The sequence below is a fragment of the Rossellomorea sp. NRS-1567 genome, assembly GCF_050467885.1.
GTDB classification, from domain to species: Bacteria; Bacillota; Bacilli; order Bacillales; family Bacillaceae_B; genus Rossellomorea; species Rossellomorea aquimaris_C.
The window spans coordinates 121,977-141,192 of the sequence record NZ_JBITPL010000018.1 but is presented as its reverse complement, the minus strand read 5'-3'; the positions used below and the strand labels follow the sequence as shown (position 1 = coordinate 141,192).

Annotated in this window: 23 protein-coding genes; 9 read left to right on the top strand and 14 right to left on the bottom strand. The window is 40.4% G+C overall.

Annotated elements, in window-relative coordinates; translation table 11 throughout:
• Position 1: 1 nt before the first annotated feature.
• A complete protein-coding gene (locus tag ACIFOD_RS14170) occupies positions 2–937 on the bottom strand; it encodes a metal ABC transporter solute-binding protein, Zn/Mn family (RefSeq protein ID WP_397553941.1) in 936 nt (311 codons plus the stop codon).
• Positions 938–1,319: 382 nt separating this feature from the next.
• Between ACIFOD_RS14170 and cspD the strand changes: the two genes are divergently transcribed.
• A complete protein-coding gene (gene cspD, locus ACIFOD_RS14165; RefSeq protein ID WP_113970771.1) occupies positions 1,320–1,520 on the top strand; it encodes a cold-shock protein CspD in 201 nt (66 codons plus the stop codon).
• A gap of 72 nt (positions 1,521–1,592) precedes the next feature.
• On the opposite strand, the gene ACIFOD_RS14160 is transcribed toward cspD, so the two are convergent.
• Both ACIFOD_RS14160 and ACIFOD_RS14155 read right to left on the bottom strand, forming a co-directional pair.
• Positions 1,593–1,769, bottom strand: coding sequence for a zinc-finger domain-containing protein (locus ACIFOD_RS14160; RefSeq protein ID WP_430315171.1), 177 nt, complete (start codon positions 1,767–1,769; stop codon positions 1,593–1,595).
• Between the two features lie 72 nt (positions 1,770–1,841).
• Positions 1,842–2,498: a reverse transcriptase-like protein gene (locus tag ACIFOD_RS14155; protein WP_430315170.1), complete on the bottom strand. Its 657-nt coding sequence runs from the start codon at positions 2,496–2,498 to the stop codon at positions 1,842–1,844.
• A 100-nt stretch (positions 2,499–2,598) separates the two neighbouring features.
• Between ACIFOD_RS14155 and ACIFOD_RS14150 the strand changes: the two genes are divergently transcribed.
• From ACIFOD_RS14150 to ACIFOD_RS14140, 3 genes are all read left to right on the top strand, one after another.
• Entirely contained in the window at positions 2,599–3,276 is a 678-nt protein-coding gene (locus ACIFOD_RS14150; RefSeq protein WP_397553938.1) for a queuosine precursor transporter, read from the top strand.
• A gap of 137 nt (positions 3,277–3,413) precedes the next feature.
• Entirely contained in the window at positions 3,414–3,800 is a 387-nt protein-coding gene (locus ACIFOD_RS14145) for a reverse transcriptase-like protein (RefSeq protein ID WP_430315169.1), read from the top strand.
• A 46-nt stretch (positions 3,801–3,846) separates the two neighbouring features.
• On the top strand, positions 3,847–4,026 hold the full coding sequence (locus ACIFOD_RS14140; RefSeq protein ID WP_430315168.1) for a hypothetical protein: 180 nt from the start codon (positions 3,847–3,849) through the stop codon (positions 4,024–4,026).
• A gap of 80 nt (positions 4,027–4,106) precedes the next feature.
• On the opposite strand, the gene ACIFOD_RS14135 is transcribed toward ACIFOD_RS14140, so the two are convergent.
• On the bottom strand, positions 4,107–4,373 hold the full coding sequence (locus tag ACIFOD_RS14135) for a DUF6123 family protein (protein ID WP_113970776.1): 267 nt from the start codon (positions 4,371–4,373) through the stop codon (positions 4,107–4,109).
• 34 nt (positions 4,374–4,407) lie between these two features.
• Entirely contained in the window at positions 4,408–4,896 is a 489-nt protein-coding gene (locus tag ACIFOD_RS14130; protein WP_430315167.1) for a divergent PAP2 family protein, read from the bottom strand.
• 107 nt (positions 4,897–5,003) lie between these two features.
• On the opposite strand from ACIFOD_RS14130, the gene sspL reads away from it, so the two are divergent.
• Positions 5,004–5,141 (top strand): small, acid-soluble spore protein L, encoded by a 138-nt coding sequence (sspL, locus tag ACIFOD_RS14125; protein ID WP_430315166.1) that lies wholly within the window; start codon positions 5,004–5,006, stop codon positions 5,139–5,141.
• Between the two features lie 60 nt (positions 5,142–5,201).
• Here sspL and ACIFOD_RS14120 read toward each other — a convergent pair whose 3' ends face one another.
• The 3 genes from ACIFOD_RS14120 to ACIFOD_RS14110 all read right to left on the bottom strand — a co-directional run bounded on the left by ACIFOD_RS14120 (position 5,202) and on the right by ACIFOD_RS14110 (position 10,863).
• Positions 5,202–6,101, bottom strand: coding sequence for a 5'-3' exonuclease (locus ACIFOD_RS14120; RefSeq protein WP_430315165.1), 900 nt, complete (start codon positions 6,099–6,101; stop codon positions 5,202–5,204).
• A gap of 114 nt (positions 6,102–6,215) precedes the next feature.
• Entirely contained in the window at positions 6,216–7,046 is an 831-nt protein-coding gene (locus ACIFOD_RS14115; protein ID WP_430315164.1) for a sulfurtransferase, read from the bottom strand.
• 199 nt (positions 7,047–7,245) lie between these two features.
• On the bottom strand, positions 7,246–10,863 hold the full coding sequence (locus ACIFOD_RS14110; RefSeq protein ID WP_430315163.1) for a dynamin family protein: 3,618 nt from the start codon (positions 10,861–10,863) through the stop codon (positions 7,246–7,248).
• Positions 10,864–10,934: 71 nt separating this feature from the next.
• On the opposite strand from ACIFOD_RS14110, the gene ACIFOD_RS14105 reads away from it, so the two are divergent.
• Positions 10,935–11,171 carry a hypothetical protein gene (locus ACIFOD_RS14105; protein WP_430315162.1) on the top strand — a complete coding sequence of 79 codons (237 nt, stop codon included), beginning with the start codon at positions 10,935–10,937 and terminating at the stop codon, positions 11,169–11,171.
• Positions 11,172–11,309: 138 nt separating this feature from the next.
• Here the strand turns inward: ACIFOD_RS14105 and ACIFOD_RS14100 are convergent, their stop codons facing one another.
• Together ACIFOD_RS14100 and ACIFOD_RS14095 are read right to left on the bottom strand one after the other, a co-directional pair.
• Positions 11,310–11,876, bottom strand: coding sequence for an isoprenylcysteine carboxyl methyltransferase family protein (locus tag ACIFOD_RS14100; protein WP_397553575.1), 567 nt, complete (start codon positions 11,874–11,876; stop codon positions 11,310–11,312).
• Entirely contained in the window at positions 11,876–12,946 is a 1,071-nt protein-coding gene (locus ACIFOD_RS14095; RefSeq protein WP_430315161.1) for a type III polyketide synthase, read from the bottom strand. Before ACIFOD_RS14095 ends, ACIFOD_RS14100 begins: the two co-directional genes overlap by 1 nt.
• Before the next feature lie 199 nt (positions 12,947–13,145).
• Between ACIFOD_RS14095 and ACIFOD_RS14090 the strand changes: the two genes are divergently transcribed.
• Positions 13,146–13,595, top strand: a complete 450-nt coding sequence (locus ACIFOD_RS14090) for a chemotaxis protein CheX (RefSeq protein ID WP_397553573.1) — start codon at positions 13,146–13,148, stop codon at positions 13,593–13,595.
• Between the two features lie 54 nt (positions 13,596–13,649).
• Here the strand turns inward: ACIFOD_RS14090 and ACIFOD_RS14085 are convergent, their stop codons facing one another.
• Both ACIFOD_RS14085 and ACIFOD_RS14080 read right to left on the bottom strand, forming a co-directional pair.
• On the bottom strand, positions 13,650–14,420 hold the full coding sequence (locus ACIFOD_RS14085) for an SDR family NAD(P)-dependent oxidoreductase (RefSeq protein WP_430315160.1): 771 nt from the start codon (positions 14,418–14,420) through the stop codon (positions 13,650–13,652).
• A 67-nt stretch (positions 14,421–14,487) separates the two neighbouring features.
• Entirely contained in the window at positions 14,488–14,622 is a 135-nt protein-coding gene (locus tag ACIFOD_RS14080; protein ID WP_397553571.1) for a hypothetical protein, read from the bottom strand.
• Positions 14,623–15,002: 380 nt separating this feature from the next.
• Here ACIFOD_RS14080 and ACIFOD_RS14075 point away from each other — a divergent pair, with 380 nt between their 5' ends.
• Both ACIFOD_RS14075 and ACIFOD_RS14070 read left to right on the top strand, forming a co-directional pair.
• On the top strand, positions 15,003–15,479 hold the full coding sequence (locus ACIFOD_RS14075; RefSeq protein ID WP_397553570.1) for a cytochrome c oxidase subunit II: 477 nt from the start codon (positions 15,003–15,005) through the stop codon (positions 15,477–15,479).
• A gap of 1 nt (position 15,480) precedes the next feature.
• Positions 15,481–17,127, top strand: coding sequence for a b(o/a)3-type cytochrome-c oxidase subunit 1 (locus ACIFOD_RS14070; RefSeq protein WP_430315159.1), 1,647 nt, complete (start codon positions 15,481–15,483; stop codon positions 17,125–17,127).
• Positions 17,128–17,159: 32 nt separating this feature from the next.
• Here the strand turns inward: ACIFOD_RS14070 and ACIFOD_RS14065 are convergent, their stop codons facing one another.
• Positions 17,160–17,627: a GyrI-like domain-containing protein gene (locus ACIFOD_RS14065; RefSeq protein WP_397553568.1), complete on the bottom strand. Its 468-nt coding sequence runs from the start codon at positions 17,625–17,627 to the stop codon at positions 17,160–17,162.
• 22 nt (positions 17,628–17,649) lie between these two features.
• Positions 17,650–19,164: a carboxypeptidase M32 gene (locus ACIFOD_RS14060; protein ID WP_430315158.1), complete on the bottom strand. Its 1,515-nt coding sequence runs from the start codon at positions 19,162–19,164 to the stop codon at positions 17,650–17,652.
• Positions 19,165–19,216: the final 52 nt, after the last annotated feature.

The following is a 19,216-nucleotide window of genomic DNA, read 5'->3' as shown; positions in this document are numbered from 1 at the left end:
CTTACTTTAGTCCCTCTACAATCGTATCGACGTTATGCTTATACATACCGATGTACGTTCCTTCTTCCGTTCCTTCTTTCCCCATGGCATCTGAGAATAGCTCCCCGCCTTTTTCGATTTCATGGCCTTTATCTTGTGCCCCTGCTATAACCGCGTTGATCGATTTTTCAGAGATACTTGATTCTACAAACACCGCTTTGATGTTTCTGTCTACCAATGTATTTACAAGGGACTGTACATCTGCTAATCCATATTCAGCATCTGTACTCAGACCTTGTAATCCCATAACTTGAAGATCGTATTTTGCTCCGAAGTAATTAAATGCATCGTGAGCTGTTACAAGAACTCTTTGTTCTTCTGGAACCTTTGACATTTCTTCCGTAGCATATGCTTTCAGTTCATCTAATTCCGCAAAGTACTTTTCAGTATTTCGGATGTAATCTTCTTTGTTTTCAGGATCTTTCTCGATTAATCCGTCCCGCACTTGCTCCAATGCAATTTTCCATAAATCAATATCGAACCACACATGTGGGTCTGTTGCCGTATTATCTGCCTGATCTTTACGCAGCTTATCTTTAGGTATACTATCAGCGATTGCATAAGTCGGTTTTTCCTTGTTCATTTTTTCGAAGATCTCAAGCATTTTCCCTTCTAAATGGAGACCGCTGTAGAAAATAATATCTGCTTCCTGAAGTTTGCCAATATCCGACTGTTTAGCTTTGTAAAGGTGAGGATCCACTCCAGGTCCCATTAAACTTTGAACCTCTACATGCTCTCCTCCAATATTTTTAACCGCATCCCCTATTTGCCCTATTGTTGTCGTAACGACTATTTTATCGTTTTTAGTACCAGTGGTAGTTGCTCCACAGCCTGATAGGATAAGTCCTGCCGCTAAAATAAGGATAATCCCGACAAGAGCCATTAATCTTATTTTCATGTTTGATCTCCTCTCCAACTTATATGATTTTGATATCTACTACATCTACCTTATTCATGAAACTTATATATGTTCACTTTTTTTTACACAAGTAATTTCTTTTTTATAAGACTACAAAAGTTTCCTTAGTGCAATAAAAGTTTCCTTAGTGCAAATTTTATTTCCTTACTCAATATTTGTCAATACATATTAACCAAATTGTTTAAACATTTCCGCAAAAACAAGTGGGAATGTTGACTCAAAAATCTTCATATTGTATAGTAAAGACATCATTGAAGTGAACGATTTTCATGCCTCTTTCTAACGTATGAGAGTCAATCATTTCGTGAAAACTATTTTCCAGAGGCACAAACGTGCTTGAACGATTTAGGAGGATTCGAAAATGCAAAATGGTAAAGTAAAATGGTTCAACAATGAAAAAGGGTTTGGATTCATCGAAGTTGAAGGTGGAGAAGATGTATTCGTACATTTCTCAGCGATTCAAGGCGAAGGGTTCAAAGCATTAGAAGAAGGGCAAGAAGTTTCTTTCGACGTTGTTGAAGGAAATCGTGGACCTCAAGCAGCAAACGTAGTTAAATTATAATCGTTCGAACAATATAGCATACCAAAGGGCAGCGATTCTTAGGTTCACCTAAGAATCGCTGCCCTTTATTTTTCAATTCAATTTTTGTCCGAAATTCCGAATTTGTTCTCCTATGGTGCATTTTTCTATACAAAAGCGGTGAGCATAGGTTTTTCCATACTCTTTGCGAAAGTGTGCTTTAAGTAAGCAGTCGTTGCAGTAGGTGTCTATGAGCTCATCCACTTTATCCACCACTTTTTTTCGATTCATGTGATCACTCCTAAGCTTGTTCGAAGGCATACTGTGTATGGTTATTTATAGAGTATATAATTGGGAACGAAATTATTCTAGTCGTTTATTGCTGTGGACTTTTGTCCCTTGTAAGGCTTGATTGGCCAACTTATCTGCTTCCTTATTATCTTTTCTGTTCAGCACGGCCCAATGGATTTTCAATCGAAGCTTTTTGATCAGTGCTTCAATACGATCGAGCCAACGATTCAAGCCCTCTTCATAACAAGGCCATTCCCCTTCCAACTGTTTTATTACCACCTGGGAATCTCCATTAATCGTACAAGGCACATTTTTCACACCGATTTCATCAAGTAATCCGAGGGCAATATGTAAAGCTGCGTATTCTGCTTCATTATTATTTTCAATTTCCTCGAGAAGTTCATTTTTTCTGATTCTAAAAGATTCTCCACCTTTATCGTAATAGATGACAATCCCTGCACCGGCAATGAGTGATTCCTTATCAAACCCTCCGTCGAAATACACAACGATGTTTTCTGGTTCCTTATCCAATTCCTGATTCAGTTTGATAAATTCCTTTCTTGACCACGAATTCCCCATTTCATCTATGATTTCAAGATCATGGACTTTTCCGGTTTTCATCAGATCATCGATATGAATCATTGTTTCTTTTCTTGGGAAGTAGTTGGATTCAAACCATATACTCGACGCTGTTTTACTTACATATTTAAATTTTAGTTTCATTTCCATAATCATTCGCTCCTTTTCCTTCATACGATTGTTCATTTTTGCTTTTATTTGTATAATGAGGACTATTGTTTCATTAACATCTTCATTAGGAGGACTTTATATGTTTAATATATGGTTTGGATTGGTCTTCGTTCTCATTACATTCTCTTTACTACTGATTATGTATCGAATGTTTGGACGAACCGGACTGTTTGTATGGATAGGGGTATCCACGATACTTGCTAACTTACAGGTCGTTAAAACGATTGAAATTTTCGGGTTGACCGCTACTTTAGGGAATGCCATGTACGGGACCGCTTTTTTAGTAACGGACATCCTTAACGAAAAATATGGAAAAAAAGAAGCCCAGAAAGCGGTGTGGATGGGGTTCTTCACTTTAATCGTTATGACTATTATTATGCAGCTCGTGTTAGTATTTCAACCACATCCTGAAGATTTCGCCCAAGAATCTCTGACTACAATCTTTGGGATCATCCCTAGAATTGCTCTTGGAAGCTTAGTCGCTTACCTCGTGAGTCAATTAATGGACGTGTATATCTTCACGTATTTAAAGAGGAAATTCCCTTCTGATTCACAGTTTTGGATTCGTAATAACGGAAGTACGATGGTGAGTCAGCTTTTGGATACTCTTGTCTTCACAAGCATCGCTTTCCTGGGAGAATATCCGATGGATGTCTGGTTTGAAATTTTCATTACTACCTATCTCCTCAAATGGGTCATATCCATTATTGATACCCCATTTGGTTATGTGGCAAAACGATTTCCTAAAGATGTATGATCGTTGGTTGTAGGCAGGGACACTGGTTATCCCCGGCTATTTTATTGAAGGGAGGGATTAAGGATTCCTTCTCCCTACCTTCTATTTAATGTGCTACTATAATATTATTCTAAAGATGTACTTTGAGGTGAACGCATATGATCGAAGTGAATATTGATGGAGCAAGTGCTGGTAACCCAGGGCCAAGTGGAGCCGGAATATTGATTAAACATAACGGGGAAGTGGAAAAATATTCTATTCCTTTAGGAGTCATGGATAATCATGAAGCTGAATTCATGGCATGCAAGAAAGCTCTGGAGATCTGTTTAGATAAACATGCTGATACCGTGTGGCTGAAGAGTGATTCTCAAGCTGTCGTTCATGCGATTGAGAAAGAGTTTGTACGGAATGCTCTATATAAGCAGTTACTCCATGATATATTGGACATGACGAAGCAAATGGACCTTTTCTTCATAAAGTGGATACCCAGTAAGGAAAATAAAGGGGCAGATGAGCTGGCCAGAAAAGCCATTCATCTGAACTAAAGTGTGAAATAGGAGGCCGATTGGTGGCTCTCCCATTTTTTATGGTGTGAAGTTTGAAATCGAATGGAATTGCTTTGATTTATCGACCGTTATTCAAATTTATCAACCGTTCTTTCATTTTATCAACCGTATTTTCAATATACCGACCGTTCTACAAAAATCGACAGATCCACAGACCCACACCAACAAAACAAAGACCATCAAAAAGGAAGCAATCCCTTTCTGATGGTCTCATGTCTTATGCTTGTCGGGTCTGACCAAGCCGCCTACGCTTTTCTAATGTCCAGCTTCGGCGCCTACGCTTTTCTATGCCAAGCCCTGTTTCTCCATCCATCTCAGCGCTTCTTTTCGGGATGCGATGTTTTGGGAATGAAGTCTTTCTAATATGGACATGTAAAAACTGCTATCGAATTGTTTTTGAGCTTTTAATGTGATTTCAATGGCGCTATTGACCAGTTCATCCGGGGCATCTGTGTATTTTTTGCCAAAATAGATGAAGCCAATTGCGTCTTCTTGAAATTTGAAGCCTTTGTTTTCAAGATCTATGAGAAATTCTTCAGTTGTCTTTTTCACGTTTCTCCTCACCTTATCGCCACTTTGTCTTCTCTTATCTTACAGAAAATTTTTTCTTTTGCCTATCCTTTTTCGAAAACAGGAAGGCAATGTAGCCCATAAACGAACCGAGTAATGCTCCTCCGACTACTTCTTGAGGTTGATGCCCCAGCATTTCTTTCAGGCGCTTTGGTTTTTTCTCTTCGAATTCTACCGCTTCTTTATCATGAGCTTTGCGAACGAGCTCATCTAAACTATTCACTTTAAGGGTCAGCTCACCTGTTTGCCTTCGAATTCCTTGTGCATCGTACATGACGATTAGACCAAAGATAAATGAAAGAGCAAAGTCAATCGTTCTGACACCCCTCTTTAAAGCTATAAATGTCGTTAAAGAAGCAACTCCTGCACTATGAGAACTTGGCATTCCCCCCGTTTGGAAAAGCAGATCAGGCTTCCATTCCTTCTTTTTTAAAAAGTGCAGTGGAATCTTCAGGCCCTGTGCGAGAGCTATACTAATAAGTGCTGTAACAATCCCTTTATTCACCCTTACACCTCCCTGTCTTTAGTTTGTCCTAAAATTCTCTGCCCATAGGATATTTATTATGAACATAGCCAAAATAATAGTGATTACAGTAAAGGAGGAATTTAGGTATGACAAAAGGAAATAACAAAAACAAAGGTAAAAATGCCAAAAGCGTGAATCCACAAGGGATATCCCAGGATGCAGAATTTGCCATGGAGCCAAAGGGCCAATTGGAAAATGCCGCTAAGAAATCGAATACAAAGTAAGCATTTCCACATAAAAAAGTGTCAGGGGCCAAAACGGATCCCTGACACTCCTATAAATGGCTAGCTTGTGGCAACCATTACATTAGAACCTACTAAATATCTTCTTAGCACCTTCAACTCTAAGTCATCCACAAAGGATAGCGTTTCATGGGCAACGTTATTCCAACGTGCTTCCTCTACCGAAACGGATAGAGGCACACCGCAGTGAATCTCAGCTAACTTTCTTGAAACATGAAGCATGTCCAAGTCGGCTTCAATCTTCTTCCGTTGAGATGGGGTTAACTCGTGCAGATGATCGAGAATACCTGAGATATCGTTATATTGTTGAATCAGCTTTAGTGCCGTTTTCTCTCCGATTCCTTTTACCCCGGGATATCCATCACTTGTATCACCCATTAATGCTTTCACATCAATGAATTGCTGAGGAGTAATTCCTCTCTCTTCCACAAAAATCTCTTTCGTATAGGTTTGATAGTTACCAAAGCCTTTTTTCAGGAGCATAATATCAATATTGTCGTCCAAAAGCTGCAGGAGATCCTGGTCACCGCTCAGAACGGATACTTTGCGATCGGTTTGATGAATTTTGGCAAGTGTCCCGATACAATCATCTGCTTCGTAACCAACTACACCCACATTCGAAAGATTGAATCCTTCTGCCACCTCTTTTGCAAGATCAAATTGAGGGATCAGTTCAACAGGTGGTGCATTTCGATTCGATTTATAGTCATTGAATACTTCATTACGGAATGTCTGACTCCCCATATCCCAGCATACTATGATATGTGTCGGCTTCACATGGTCCGCTGCCATCAGTAAATGCTTCATAAACCCCTGAACTCCATTGGTGGGAAGTCCTTTTGAGTTCATCATGAATTGACCCGTTACGGCTGTTGCAAAAAAAGATCGAAATAATAGCGCCATACCATCTATAAGTAATAAATGCTCATTTTTATTATTCAATTCATACACTCCTCATCGCTCATTCTCGTTTTTGTTCACTTTATAAAGTATAACATATACGAATAAATAGCTAATTGGAAAAGTGATGAACCTTTTCCAATTAGCTATTCGCCATTATTCCTTCTCCACCTTGTGATTCTCATACGACACCCAATCACTGTAGCTTCCAACATAAAGTTTCACAGTATTGAATCCTGCTTCCTTAAGTGCAATGAAATTCGGTGTCGCTGTTACACCGGATCCGCAATAGACAATTACCGGCTCATCTTTATTAAGATGAGCGAAGCGATCATTCCGCTGTTCTCCTTGAATAAAATACCCTTCCGTCACACCATCTGTCCATGGAAGGTTGATCGCCCCTGGAATATGACCCGGAGTGCGGTCTATCGGTTCTTCATGGCCTAAGTATCTTTCTCTGCTACGGGAATCGATTAATGGGATGTCTCGATCCCCATTTGCAATGCTCCTCACCTCATCCAGAGAAGCTGCGATCGTTTCGTTAAAGCTTGGACGATAGCTTTTTAGAGGAAACACAGGAACGGTCGATTCTGTTTTCCCTCCAGCCTTTTTCCAAGCTGCAAACCCACCATTTAAGATATATACCTTCTCATGTCCGATGTATTGGAACAACCACCAGCATCGGCCAGCGAATGCACCTTCCTTTTCATCATAAATGACGACCGTTGTATCATTATCAATACCGACGTCCTCCACCTTGCGCAAAAAGTTCTTCATATTCGGAAGGGGATGGCGCCCCCCATGCTTTTTCACATATCCTGATAAATCCTTTTCCAAATCGAAAAAGACGGCTCCCTGAATATGACTCTCTTTGTACCGCTCCCGCCCCTCTGCCGGGTTCCCCAGAGAAAAACGACAATCAATGATTCTTAGATTTTCATCATGAACATGCTCACTTAGCCAATCCGTATCGATAATTGTCTTCATGATATTATCCCCCTCTTCTTCATTAATGTCAGTACTTCCTCCTTAGGTTCCCAGCAAGAAAATTGATAAGTGGTTTTGGTTTCATAGCCCAGTCGGGAACAGAAATAGGAGGTCTTCTGTTCGGTCTTGACTCCTTGAATATGAATACATGTAGCACAGCAATGATAAGGATTCGCCACGACTTTCCTCCTTCTTTTCTTTAAGATTGAATCTGTTCGAGTTGCTCCAAATCATACTTTAGCTTGTTGAGGTCCTGAACACTCTCTAATGCATCTATATTTGAATGGATCTGCTCCATCACCTGAATCAACATTTCTTCTTTAAGCTTGTCAAACTCTCTACTTAAATACGAAGTACCCCAACCTTCCAGCCGTTCCTGCTCCTGTTCTAAATAGCTATCTGCAGGCTCATGAAGTAATGCTTCCAATTTTTCCTGAACAATCTTTTTTCCGCCTTGTTCAAAGAAATGCTTTGGATTCTTATATGAAGAAAAGGCTTCTTCGAATAGTCGCAGCTCTGTTTGTTTAAATGCGTTCTCAAATTCAATGGTGCTTTCGTTTTTGTAGTCCTGAGGAGATAATACCAGTTCTTTCTCCACCTGTTGAATCATTTCTTCAAGTACCAACCAATGCTCACTCAGTAGTTTCTGAATGAACTGCTGAATACGAAGAGAAGTGGCTCTCATTTCCTGTGCCAGATCAAATCCGACACTTGCAAGAAATTCCTTTAATCCTTCCTTTATCGCTTGGGATTGGTTGGAGTATTGCAGAAATAATCCTGAATGAAAGGCTTCCTTATAAAAATCGGATACCCGAAAAAATACTCTTTGCTTCACATAATAGACAAGTTCCTTCGATTCTTGCTGCATTTCGATTTCAAGTGGGTGGACGGATTTCGTATCGATAAGTGAGCGAACCTCAACCTTCGCATCGTTCAGCTCCTGTTTACGTACTTCCTTATACGCTTTATCACTTGAAGCCGTATGAATGTATTGATTAAATCGCTGCAGGCCTCTATCCCACTCACTGAGAGCGGACTCGATACTCATGCTCACTAATTCATTCTGTATAAATGTTTGGAATTCCTTCTTAAATAGATCCATTCCTGATTTTTGAGAATCTGCTTCTCTAAGAGCTTGGAGAGAAGATACCCCAAAGATCCTCGGAAAACGGATTCCATATTGAACCAGCTGCGTCTCTACATAGTCGATCACTTCATTTTTTTCTTCTTCGTCGCTTGCAAGGTCGATGGCATTGACGACAAAGAACATTTTATCTAGTTCAAACGTGTCCTTCACCCGGCCTAATTGAATGAGGAATTCACGGTCTGCCTTGGCAAATGCATGGTTGTAATAGGTCACAAATAGTATCGCATCGGCATTTTTAATATATTCAAATGCCACTCCCGTATGACGTGCGTTAATCGAATCTGCTCCTGGTGTATCGACGAGTGTGATTCCCTGCCTTGTAATATCACAATCGTAATAGAGATCGATGGACTCCACAAAACAAGCTTGAGCTTCATCTGCTACAAATCCTCTATACTCTTCAAGATTGGCCTTCTTTGTCATTCCAAGACTATCTTTAAAGGCGGGATAGCCATTAGAAAAAGCCTGCAGGAATGAAAGGTGTACATTCTCCTTACCGCTGCCTTCACTCGTTAAAGCAGGGACAACCTCCATTGCTTCATCAAGTGTTGAAACACTGCGATTGAAATAGGAAAGAGAATGCTCAATATCTTGAAATAACTGGTCGTACGTCTTGATTTGGACATGAGCGGTTTCATGCTCACCGACTTCTGATATCGGATTGATTCGATTGATGGAGGCCGTTGTCGGATTCGGACTCACCGGGAGTATTTTCTTCCCTAATAATGCATTGGCAAATGATGATTTCCCCGCACTAAACGCACCGAATAATGCGATTGTAAAGGATTGATTGGACAGTCGCTCTTTCTTTCCTTCTAATAAATCTGCAGTCTTTCTGAACCCTTTGTATCTCCTGAATACACTGGTCATCGTTTCTAAACGTTCGATAACCTCTTCAATAGAAGTTTGCTGTTGTTGCCGTGGCTCCGACTCAATTTTTTCCCTGGTTCGTGTGGTTATCTCTTTTTTATCCAACTCCATGTCAGTTGCAGGAATATAATCTTCCGCCCTTGCCTTCCAATTCACAATCCACTGTTGGAGAACAGAATCTGCTTGTCTCTGATCGACCTCAATGTTCATTAATTTTCGAAGTTGGGTAGTCTTTTCTTCATGTAATGTGTTCCATTGATAGATGATTCCTGTTTTCTTTTGGAGTTCATTTAGCTCAGTTTCTAAAGCTGAATTCTCTACTGCAGACGCGCTTTCCACTTCATTCAAAGTTGCTTCAATCAAATCATTTGTAATATTCCTGGCTTTCCTCTTTAATTCCTCAGAAAGATCATCACAGTATTGGAGAACGTAATCACTCGTAATTCCTGCACCAGGTTTGATCAGATCGATAAGGAATGGTTCATCCACTTCAAGAGATAATTGATCCCACTTGATGGGTTGACCTGATGAAGGACTGTATTCTTTGTCCATGTTTTTCCCCAGTGTCTTCAAATGCCATTCTAATTGAGATTCGATCCGGGTATTTATATCTTCTTTGAACTTCCGGATTCTTACCGCTTTTTCGTCTTCTGTTTTTTGTTTCGAAAATAAAAACCCTACTTTAAAGTCTGATTGCCTGCTTTCGAGAAAATCTTTCGCTAATTCTCTTGTTTCAAACGGCATTAAATACGCATTTTTAAGGATTTCCCTTCTTTCTTCCTCAAAATGGTCTTTTATCGCTTTTACGTTATTTTTTGCTAAAGTATCAATCATTCTTCTTTCAGTTTGCAGAAGGGAGTCTTTGTCATTCCATTCATCAGGTGTCAGGATATCCCTTCCTTTTTCTTCAATTTTCTCAAGGGCTTCTTCATACCACTTCTCATGCTCAGACCGCAATTGTGAGATGGCTGATTCTGCAGAAGCTTCTATCAGTTCGCTTTTCTTCTTCACCTGTTCTTCAATCAATGACTCTAATTTTTCAAGATCATTATGAGGATGATGAGGAGCTTTTAAACTTGTAAAAAACATCCCATTGGGTACAACACCCCAAGATGCAAACGAATTCTCTACACTTTTTATAAAGTCGCTGAATGCCAATTCTTCTTCCTGGTGCTTATCAATCTGATTTACTATGAGATACAGCTTGACTCCATGACGGATCATTTCCTTTGTGAACTCGAAATTCACCTGAGATTGAACATGGTTATAATCCATCACATAAAAGACGGCGTCAGCAAGATGAATGGCCGATTCCGTTGACAGCCTGTGGGCATCATCCGTACTGTCTACACCCGGGGTATCTAAAATCGATACACCATCTGGCATCTCACTTTTGCTTCGACCTATTTCTACAGAATATACTTCCTCTCCGTTTTTGCAGAAGTCCTTAATGGTGGAGAACTCATACGGTGCCTGAAAGTATAGGGGTTGGGAATGATGATAATGAATTTTTGCGAAATCCGTTGGTGCATGGTGCACCTTTACTAAATTTGCACTGGTAGGGATTGGACTCGACGGGAGAATTTCTTCTCCCATTAAGTGATTGATCATCGTTGACTTCCCTGCAGAGAAATGGCCGCAAAAGGCTAAAATCAATTCATGGTTGTGTAATTTCTCTGCTAATCTTTCTACCTTTGTTGCCCGCTCGTCGTCTCCGTTTTGAAGGAACCGATCGTGGTAGGCTGTAAGTTTTTGCAATGTATCATGTAATTTTGTACTTTTATGCTCTATCTGACTCATTGTACTAGTTCCTTTCTGTACTCAGAAAAATGATAACGGTTTTATTTTATCGTATTTATCTGAATTTCTCTATGAAATCATATCAAGCAAAGGAAATAATGATAACGGTATCAGTATATGCAGATGGTTTATTGAGTGAAAAAACAAAAAAGCCCTCTTCCGAAGAAGAAGGCTATGTATCTATCGAGTTGATTCGGTTGCAATCAGGTTTGAATGAACAAAAGTTTTTGAGTTTTTCTGGTATGAAGATATTTTCTTTTCTTGTGCTGAATCCTTCATCACATTTGATAAAACATACTTCATCATGAAGCCATACACTATTACAGTAAACACGATCAGAAACGGTACCATATTCGTCCCCACCCTTTTGTTAATGTATAAATGAGAATAATTTTCATCTTCAATTAGAATCTTATCAAAAACGATAATCATTTTCAATAAGAAAATTACTTTTCTTTTTTGATTAGGGGCATCCAGCCTTTTGTATGGAGGTGAACCCTTTCGTAATCGGTTTCAATTCGGAGGGCATCTTCCTCCAATGGGATACGGATAGAGAGAATGAATTGATTCAATAGTGCAAAGATAAAAAGTGTCCAATACGCATGAAAGAGCAACGGCACAATCAAGAATTCCAATGTAACGATAAAATAATTAGGATGTTTCAAATATTTATAAGGACCTCTCGCCACCACTTCAGCGCTCGGAAGCACGATGATTTTTGTATTCCAATACTTCCCGAGGGAAGAAATCACCCATATTCTTCCCAGCTGAGTCAGGATAAAACCAATCAACAGAAGAGGCCAATAGGTATTAACCCCACTATGAAAGATCCCTCCTTCTATTAATAGGGAAACAAAAAACGCTATATGGATAGCGACCATCATTTTATAATGGGACTGTCCATATTCTTTCGCTCCCTGCTCCTTCATCCACTTTTCATTTGATCTGGCGATGTACAACTCCACAAGTCTCTGAATCAAGAGTACAGAAAAAAACAGGATAAAATAAAGCATCATTCCCACCTCATCAAAAGCAGTTCTGAACTGAATCCCGGGCCTAAGGCTGTACCTAACCCTATATCTCCCCGTTCACAGCCTTTATTCATGAATTCCTTCAGGACATACAAGATGGTTACAGATGACATGTTTCCATATTCCTTCAACACCTTCATAGATTCAGATGTCATACTTTCATCCATCCCTAAAGCTTCCTGGTAGGCTTCAATGACTTTCCTGCCGCCGGGATGAGCTACGAAATGTTTAATGTCTTCAAGCCTGAGATCATTATCGTGGATGAATCCCTCCACATTCGGACGAAGCCAGTTCTTTACAAGTGTTGGAATATCCTTTGAAAACACCACATACAGGCCATTACTCTTTACTTCCCATCCCATCACATCAAGGGAATCCCGGAGCAGTGTCGACTGAGTGGCAAAGATGGTTGGCAGAGGATGTGAAATGTCTTTGAGCACCGGACTATCATCACCACATACAACGGCACAAGCCACTCCATCCGCAAATAATGAGGTACCAATCAGATTGCTCTTTGACCGATCTCCATGCTGAAAGGTCAGAGAACAAAGTTCAATGGAAAGGACGAGAACATTCGCTTTAGGAAAAGCTAAACAGTATTCATAGGCACGTGACAATCCACTCGCTCCACCTGCACACCCCAATCCCCAAATCGGGATTCGTTTTACATGAGATGAGAATGGCAGATGATTCATAATTCTCGCTTCGAGACTTGGTGTCGCTATCCCTGAGGTTGATATCGTAATGATTGCATCAATATCTTCTAATGTAAGTTGATGTCGGGATAAGCTCTTCATAACAACTTTGCTGCCTAATTCAACAGCATGATGAATGAATTCATCATTCTTTTCTTGAAAGGTATGCTCCTTTGAGAACCAGTCGATATCTTTTACGAAATAACGACTGTCTATTTCTCCATTTTCAAACACGGTGAGAAGACGTCCGATATCTTTAAAACTTTTGGAAAACAACTGTTTCGCAAATTCCGCCGCTTCTTTTTGCGTAATTTTCACAGGGGGAACCTCGGTTTCGACTGAGACAATTTTAGGCATAAATTAATCACTCCTTACACTTCCATGTAAGGATAGCTTTTCCATTCATTCATAAATCATGTATGGGATCCCAAATCCCTTACCAACAGAGTTTTTTTCATCCATAAAGTTCATTTTAATGAAAATAATGCTAAATAATACGTCTTTTGAACCAGGTATTATGGTATGATTACAGCGACAGAATAGTGGAGGAAACGACATGATTTTAACGAGAAGTGTCACAGATATACTAAATAGTTCTATTGAAGCGATTAAAGGGGTGATTCCCCTATACATTGACGTTTTACAGCCCTCGTTACTGACGGAGCCCTTTAGTCAGCATAAAATCGGTGTACTCATTGGGATTACCGGAGATGTAAGGGGCAGAATGATTATAGATGGTGAAGAAGAGAGCTTTCAATCCCTGGGGGCATCAATGTTCGGCATGCCATTAGAAGGAGAAATGCTTGAATCTTTTGCAGGTGAATTAGGAAATATGATTGCAGGCAACCTCGCTACTCTATTAGCCCAAGCTGGTCACACCCTGGACATCACTCCCCCTACGGTCATTGTTGGTCAATCAAAAATGTACGGATTCGAAAAAGCCCTAAAGCTGCCCATAGTCATTGAAAATGCAGGAGATTTCTTAGTGATTCTTATGATTGAATAATTGCCTGAAATAGATAAAAGGCTAACCTCAATTAATTGGTTAGCCTTTTAGTGATTAGAAACCTTGAATCGTCATTCCGCCATCTACGAAAATGGTTTGACCGGTAACATAATTCGAAGCATCAGAGGAGAGGAAAACAGCCGGTCCCACAAGTTCTTCCAGTTCACCGATTCTTTTTAAAGGTGTAACAGCAAGAATATCGTTTACATATTCTTCATTTTGCAATAATTCTGCCGTTAATGGTGTTTTAAAATACCAAGGTCCTATACTATTCACATTGATATTGTATTTTCCCCATTCCATGGCTAGAACCTTCGTCATTTGAATCATGGCTGCTTTCGTTGAAGCGTACACAACCCCCGTACGTAAGGCAACATGACCAGCGACAGACGCTATGTTAATGATTTTCCCCTGATTCTTCTCCATCATATGTTTACCCGCTTCCTGACTCATCATAAAAGCAGATTTTAGATTTGTATCCATGATGGTTTGCCATTCTTGATCCGTAACCTCAAGGGCAGTAGAACGGATATTCATTCCTGCGTTATTAATCAAAATATCAATGGAACGATTTTGATCTTCTATGTAAGAAATCGCTTTTCGAATTTCCTCCCGAGATGTTACATCTGTCGGGATGATATACGCCCTTCTACCGAGCTTTTCTATTTCACTTGCCGTATCTTCTAAATCATTCAGCGTTCTAGATAGCAGGACTACATCCGCACCTGCTTCCGCTAAACCAATACTGAGAGCCCGTCCAATTCCACGGCCTGCCCCGGTGACGGCAGCCAATTTATCATTTAATGAAAATGAAGGTAAATACATCCTCACACCACCCTATCAAATATTTGAATCTTCTATATATTAACACAGTCGCTTTATCGAGAAAACTTTAACCGTTTTTCTTATTTCCTTGTCCATTTTGAACATGAATATTGATTTTCCCCTCGACAACGATCTCACATTGAGGACAAACCGTTTTCTCAGAATAGATCTGGCAGCACTGTTTACAATAATATTTTTCCATCAGATAGCCCCCCATGAATTGCCCAATAATACACTTTATGCACATTCTTGACACATGTGAACCAATTAAAAGACCTATCTCTTCCTGACTTCACATTTATTTCACAATATTTCAAGTAACCTGTGACATTTATCACAGATTCAAAGCGGTTTGCACCGTTATGATAGTGATAACAAAATCAATCATCCAATAGATGAAAGGAATGAGATATATGCCGAAACCGGAATTGCATCAAAAAACAGAGGTTAAGGTCGAAGAGTCTACTTCATTAAAAGGTACATTTACTTCGGTTCTGTTTTTAGGCGGGTTTTTAGTGCTTACATGGCTAGGGGTATTCATACTATTTTTAAATCGTTTTTAATTTTGAAGGAGTGGTTTACATGCACATGCATCGTTATGAAAAATGGTGGTTAACGTTAGGAACAGGGTCTCTTATTTTATTTTTAATTATTTTAGGCATCAGTGCTTTTCACCAAGGACATCAACCCCCAAGCGCGAAGGCATACGTCAATCCCGAACAAGTGGATAAAACCTCGCCTTTTAACGAACCGGGATTAAAAAAAGTGGAAGGAAAAGCTTGGGATTACGAGCTAGTGTTTGTTGCATCTGCGTTTCTCTACACGCCCGGGGAAATTGAAGTACCTAAAGGATCTACACTGAAAATCATAGCCACAACAAAAGACGTTGTCCACGGATTTGAAGTCGCAGGGACAAATATCAATATGATGCTTGAACCCGGGTTTGTTAGTGAATATACAACAACCCTTGATAAGACAGGGGAATTTCTCGTTGTCTGTAATGAATATTGTGGTGTAGGTCATCACACAATGAAATCTATGATTAAGGTGGTGGACTAAAATGAACCGATTTGTAAGGATTGATAAAAAAGATGCTACATTGGCGATGGCACATATTTATGTAGGCTTTATTGCCTTGGCCCTAGGTGGATTAGCCGGATTATTACAAGTGTTGGTAAGGTCAGGGAAGTTCACATTACCTGCAGGGATCGGCTATTATCAAGTGTTAACGGTTCACGGTGTATTACTGGGATTGGTATTGACCACTTTCTTCATCTTAGGGTTCCAGCATGCTGCCATTTCGCGAACTTCCGGCACCTATTCCGGGAAATCCCGCTTGTTTGGCTGGTTAGGATTCTGGGTCATGCTGATCGGCACAATCATGGCCGCTATTATGATTCTATTAAATGAAGCAACTGTACTTTATACTTTCTATGCTCCTTTGCAGGCACACTGGATATTCTACTTAGGGTTGACCTTCGTCGTTGTTGGAAGCTGGTTCGGCGGGGCCGGCATGATCATCAAATATGTAAGCTGGCGAAAAGAAAACCCTGGACAACCAAGCCCTCTGTTAACATTCATGGCCATCATCAATACCGTCTTATGGATTGTCGCCACAATTGGTGTGGCTGGAACGGTTTTATTCCAGCTCCTTCCTTGGTCTCTTGGTCTCGTTGATCGGGTAGATGTACTCGTTAGCAGAACATTATTCTGGTATTTCGGTCATCCCCTTGTATATTTTTGGCTGCTGCCTGCCTATATGGCATGGTATGTCATTATTCCAAAAATCATCGGCGGAAAAATATTTTCAGATTCGTTAGCCAGACTTTCCTTTATATTGTTTCTCCTATTCTCTATTCCTGTAGGTTTTCATCACCAATTAGTGGAGCCGGGAATTGACGCGTATTGGAAATTTTTACAGGTAGTCCTAACCTTTATGGTTGTCATACCTTCCTTGATGACTGCATTTTCTCTGTTCGCTACCTTTGAAATGTACGGCAGATCCAAAGGAGCTACCGGTTTGTTTGGATGGTTTAAGAAGTTACCATGGGGAGATGCACGCTTTACAGTGCCGTTTATCGGCATGGTTGCCTTTATCCCGGCAGGGGCAGGTGGGTTAATCAATGCCTCGAACCAGATGAACCAGGTTGTTCATAATACCATCTGGGTTACCGGTCACTTTCACTTAACCTTGGCCACTTCTGTTGTATTGACGTTCTTCGGTATCTCCTATTGGCTCGTGCCTCATTTAACAGGACGCGTCTTAACGAAAGCAATGAACAAACTGGCGATCGTGCAAGCCATAGTGTGGTCTGTAGGAATGGGCATCATGTCAGGTGCCATGCATGCTGTCGGCTTACTCGGCGCTCCAAGAAGATCCTCTTTTTCAACTTATGGGGATGCACCGCAAGCCCTTGAATGGATTCCATATCAAGTCGCACAAGCCATCGGGGGAACGATCCTCTTTATCGGGATCATTCTGGTTCTATACATCTTTATCAATCTGGCATTCTTCGCACCTAAAGGAGACGAAGAGTTCCCAGTCGGTGAAAAAGCCGAAGCAGCTGAGAAAACCCCAATGGCTCTTGAAAACTGGAGGATTTGGTTAACCATCTTAGCAGCTCTCATTCTTGTTGCCTATACCGTTCCGTTCATAGACATGATTCAAAACGCACCGCCTGCGTCTAAGGGATATCGTTTATGGTAAACGAAAAGAGGCTGCCTCGGGCAGCCTCTTTTCTATTTCTCTTTAATTGGAACAAACAACTCTAATTTCCGCTTGTCATCCGTTTCGTTGATTTCCCTGTCCTGAGATAAAAATTTCTCGACACTCAGTCTGGAGTAGTCTTTTTCATAGCCGTTTTCCTTAATCCAATTAAAGATCGAAAAGTAGGCTTGTTCCACTTCCGTTGACAGCCCTTCATAAAGAGCGTGAGCATAATCACCGGCAGGGAGAGACAGTTCCACTAACCCCGGTGGAAGCTTTTCCACACGATCAACCTCTACGGTACAATAATACGTAAAATCAGTCGCTCTGTCATGGAAAGGGGCGTATATGCATTCATCTCCATTGATGTGGTGAATGGATGGAATCATCTGTAGAAACTTAGTGAAGAGTCTCGGGATCTCAGCCCCTCTTCCATAAGGGCCTGTCCAGCCTATTCCAACAAGCAATTTATCATCTAGTGATGCAACGTTAATTTCCATGATTTTGCCTCCAATGTATTCGTTAATTCAAGGAATATACCTTTGAATACTTCTCCGTTAAATACTCGGCCAAATATTGGGCATTAAGCCCTTCTCCAGTAACTTCCCTGATGATTTCCAGCGGTTTCTTCATCTTGCCCCACTGATGGACGTTCGTGGTCAGCCATTCTCTGATGGGAGCAAGATTCCCCTCTTCCAACAGCTCTTCATAATGAGGAAGATCTTTTAACATGGCACGCTTAAACTGCGCAGCGTACATATATCCTAATGCATATGACGGAAAGTAACCGAAGCTCCCACCAGCCCAATGAACATCTTGAAGGACACCTTCACCGTTATGAGAAGGGCGGATTCCCAAGTACTCTTCATATTTCTGATTCCAGATTTCAGGAAGATCCTTCACCTCTATCTCATCATTAAATAATCCCTTTTCAATTTCATACCGAATGATAATGTGTAACGCGTACGTTAATTCATCTGCTTCGATTCGGATTAACGATGGCTTCGATTCATTGATTGCCCGGTAGAAATCGTCCTGTTCAATGGAATCAAACTGTCCTGAAGAGTAATCCTTCAGTAATGAAAAATTCTTCTTCCAGAAAGAATGATCTCTTCCTACAAAATTTTCATAGAACAGAGATTGAGATTCATGAATCCCCATCGACGTTCCCGTACATAGTGGCGTACCAATCAAATCCTTGGAAATGTTCTGCTCATACAGAGCATGTCCACCTTCATGGATTGTCCCGAACACCGCTGTTCTCCAATCCTTCTCGTCATATTTAGTTGTTACCCTTACATCACCAGGGTTTAAACCAATAGCAAATGGATGGACCGTCTCATCCAATCTGCCAGAGTTAAAATCATACCCCATTTGCTCAAGGATCTTTAAGCTGAAATCCTTTTGCTTATCCTTTGGAAAGTGTTCAAAGAGGAAATCTGTATGTGGCTTATGTTCCGATTCGGAAATCTTATGTACAAGCGGGACAATTTGATCTCGAAGATCGCCAAATACCTTATCTAACACTTCAACCGTTACACCTGGCTCATACATATCCAGTAACGTATTATATTTGTTATCTTCGTAGCCCCAATAATCAATAAAGCGTTTTGTAAATGCCACCAGTTTTTCTAAATAGGGCTGAAACATAGTGAAATCCGCTTTTTCTTTAGCTTCTTCCCATACACCTTCAGCTTTTGATTGTAAAACCACGTATTCCCTATATTCAGAAGCGGGAATTTTTTTATTCCGATCATACTCTTTTTGACACTCTTCTAATAGTTTTTGTGTCATGATATCCAATTTGTCCATTTCTGGAGACAGTTTTGCCAGGTATGCAGCCATTTCATTGGAGGTCGACATTTCAAAAAGCTCAGATGAAAGCATTCCAATGACTTCAGATCGTTGTTCAACGCCATTTTTCGGAGCACCTGTCCGTAAATCCCAGAACATCAAACCAAGCGCTTCGTTGTACGCAGACATTTTTTTCACATAATCATGGAAACGATCTTTTGTTTCTATTACTGATTCTTTCATTCTAAAAAAGCCCCCTTTTTTAACATTCAATCTATTTTATCATATTTTTCTG

Bases quoted from the DNA above. Each gene is read 5' to 3' on its own strand.
- ACIFOD_RS14080 (WP_397553571.1), bottom strand. From the start codon at position 14,622: ATGGAAAAATATTATTGTAAACAGTGCTGCCAGATCTATTCTGAGAAA.
- ACIFOD_RS14075 (WP_397553570.1), top strand. From the start codon at position 15,003: ATGCACATGCATCGTTATGAAAAATGGTGGTTAACGTTAGGAACAGGG.
- ACIFOD_RS14115 (WP_430315164.1), bottom strand. From the start codon at position 7,046: ATGAAGACAATTATCGATACGGATTGGCTAAGTGAGCATGTTCATGAT.
- ACIFOD_RS14170 (WP_397553941.1), bottom strand. From the start codon at position 937: ATGAAAATAAGATTAATGGCTCTTGTCGGGATTATCCTTATTTTAGCG.
- ACIFOD_RS14090 (WP_397553573.1), top strand. From the start codon at position 13,146: ATGATTTTAACGAGAAGTGTCACAGATATACTAAATAGTTCTATTGAA.
- sspL (WP_430315166.1), top strand. From the start codon at position 5,004: ATGACAAAAGGAAATAACAAAAACAAAGGTAAAAATGCCAAAAGCGTG.
- ACIFOD_RS14085 (WP_430315160.1), bottom strand. From the start codon at position 14,420: ATGTATTTACCTTCATTTTCATTAAATGATAAATTGGCTGCCGTCACC.
- ACIFOD_RS14160 (WP_430315171.1), bottom strand. From the start codon at position 1,769: ATGAATCGAAAAAAAGTGGTGGATAAAGTGGATGAGCTCATAGACACC.
- ACIFOD_RS14095 (WP_430315161.1), bottom strand. From the start codon at position 12,946: ATGCCTAAAATTGTCTCAGTCGAAACCGAGGTTCCCCCTGTGAAAATT.
- cspD (WP_113970771.1), top strand. From the start codon at position 1,320: ATGCAAAATGGTAAAGTAAAATGGTTCAACAATGAAAAAGGGTTTGGA.
- ACIFOD_RS14105 (WP_430315162.1), top strand. From the start codon at position 10,935: ATGAAATCATATCAAGCAAAGGAAATAATGATAACGGTATCAGTATAT.
- ACIFOD_RS14100 (WP_397553575.1), bottom strand. From the start codon at position 11,876: ATGCTTTATTTTATCCTGTTTTTTTCTGTACTCTTGATTCAGAGACTT.
- ACIFOD_RS14070 (WP_430315159.1), top strand. From the start codon at position 15,481: ATGAACCGATTTGTAAGGATTGATAAAAAAGATGCTACATTGGCGATG.
- ACIFOD_RS14065 (WP_397553568.1), bottom strand. From the start codon at position 17,627: ATGGAAATTAACGTTGCATCACTAGATGATAAATTGCTTGTTGGAATA.
- ACIFOD_RS14110 (WP_430315163.1), bottom strand. From the start codon at position 10,863: ATGAGTCAGATAGAGCATAAAAGTACAAAATTACATGATACATTGCAA.
- ACIFOD_RS14145 (WP_430315169.1), top strand. From the start codon at position 3,414: ATGATCGAAGTGAATATTGATGGAGCAAGTGCTGGTAACCCAGGGCCA.
- ACIFOD_RS14060 (WP_430315158.1), bottom strand. From the start codon at position 19,164: ATGAAAGAATCAGTAATAGAAACAAAAGATCGTTTCCATGATTATGTG.
- ACIFOD_RS14155 (WP_430315170.1), bottom strand. From the start codon at position 2,498: ATGGAAATGAAACTAAAATTTAAATATGTAAGTAAAACAGCGTCGAGT.
- ACIFOD_RS14150 (WP_397553938.1), top strand. From the start codon at position 2,599: ATGTTTAATATATGGTTTGGATTGGTCTTCGTTCTCATTACATTCTCT.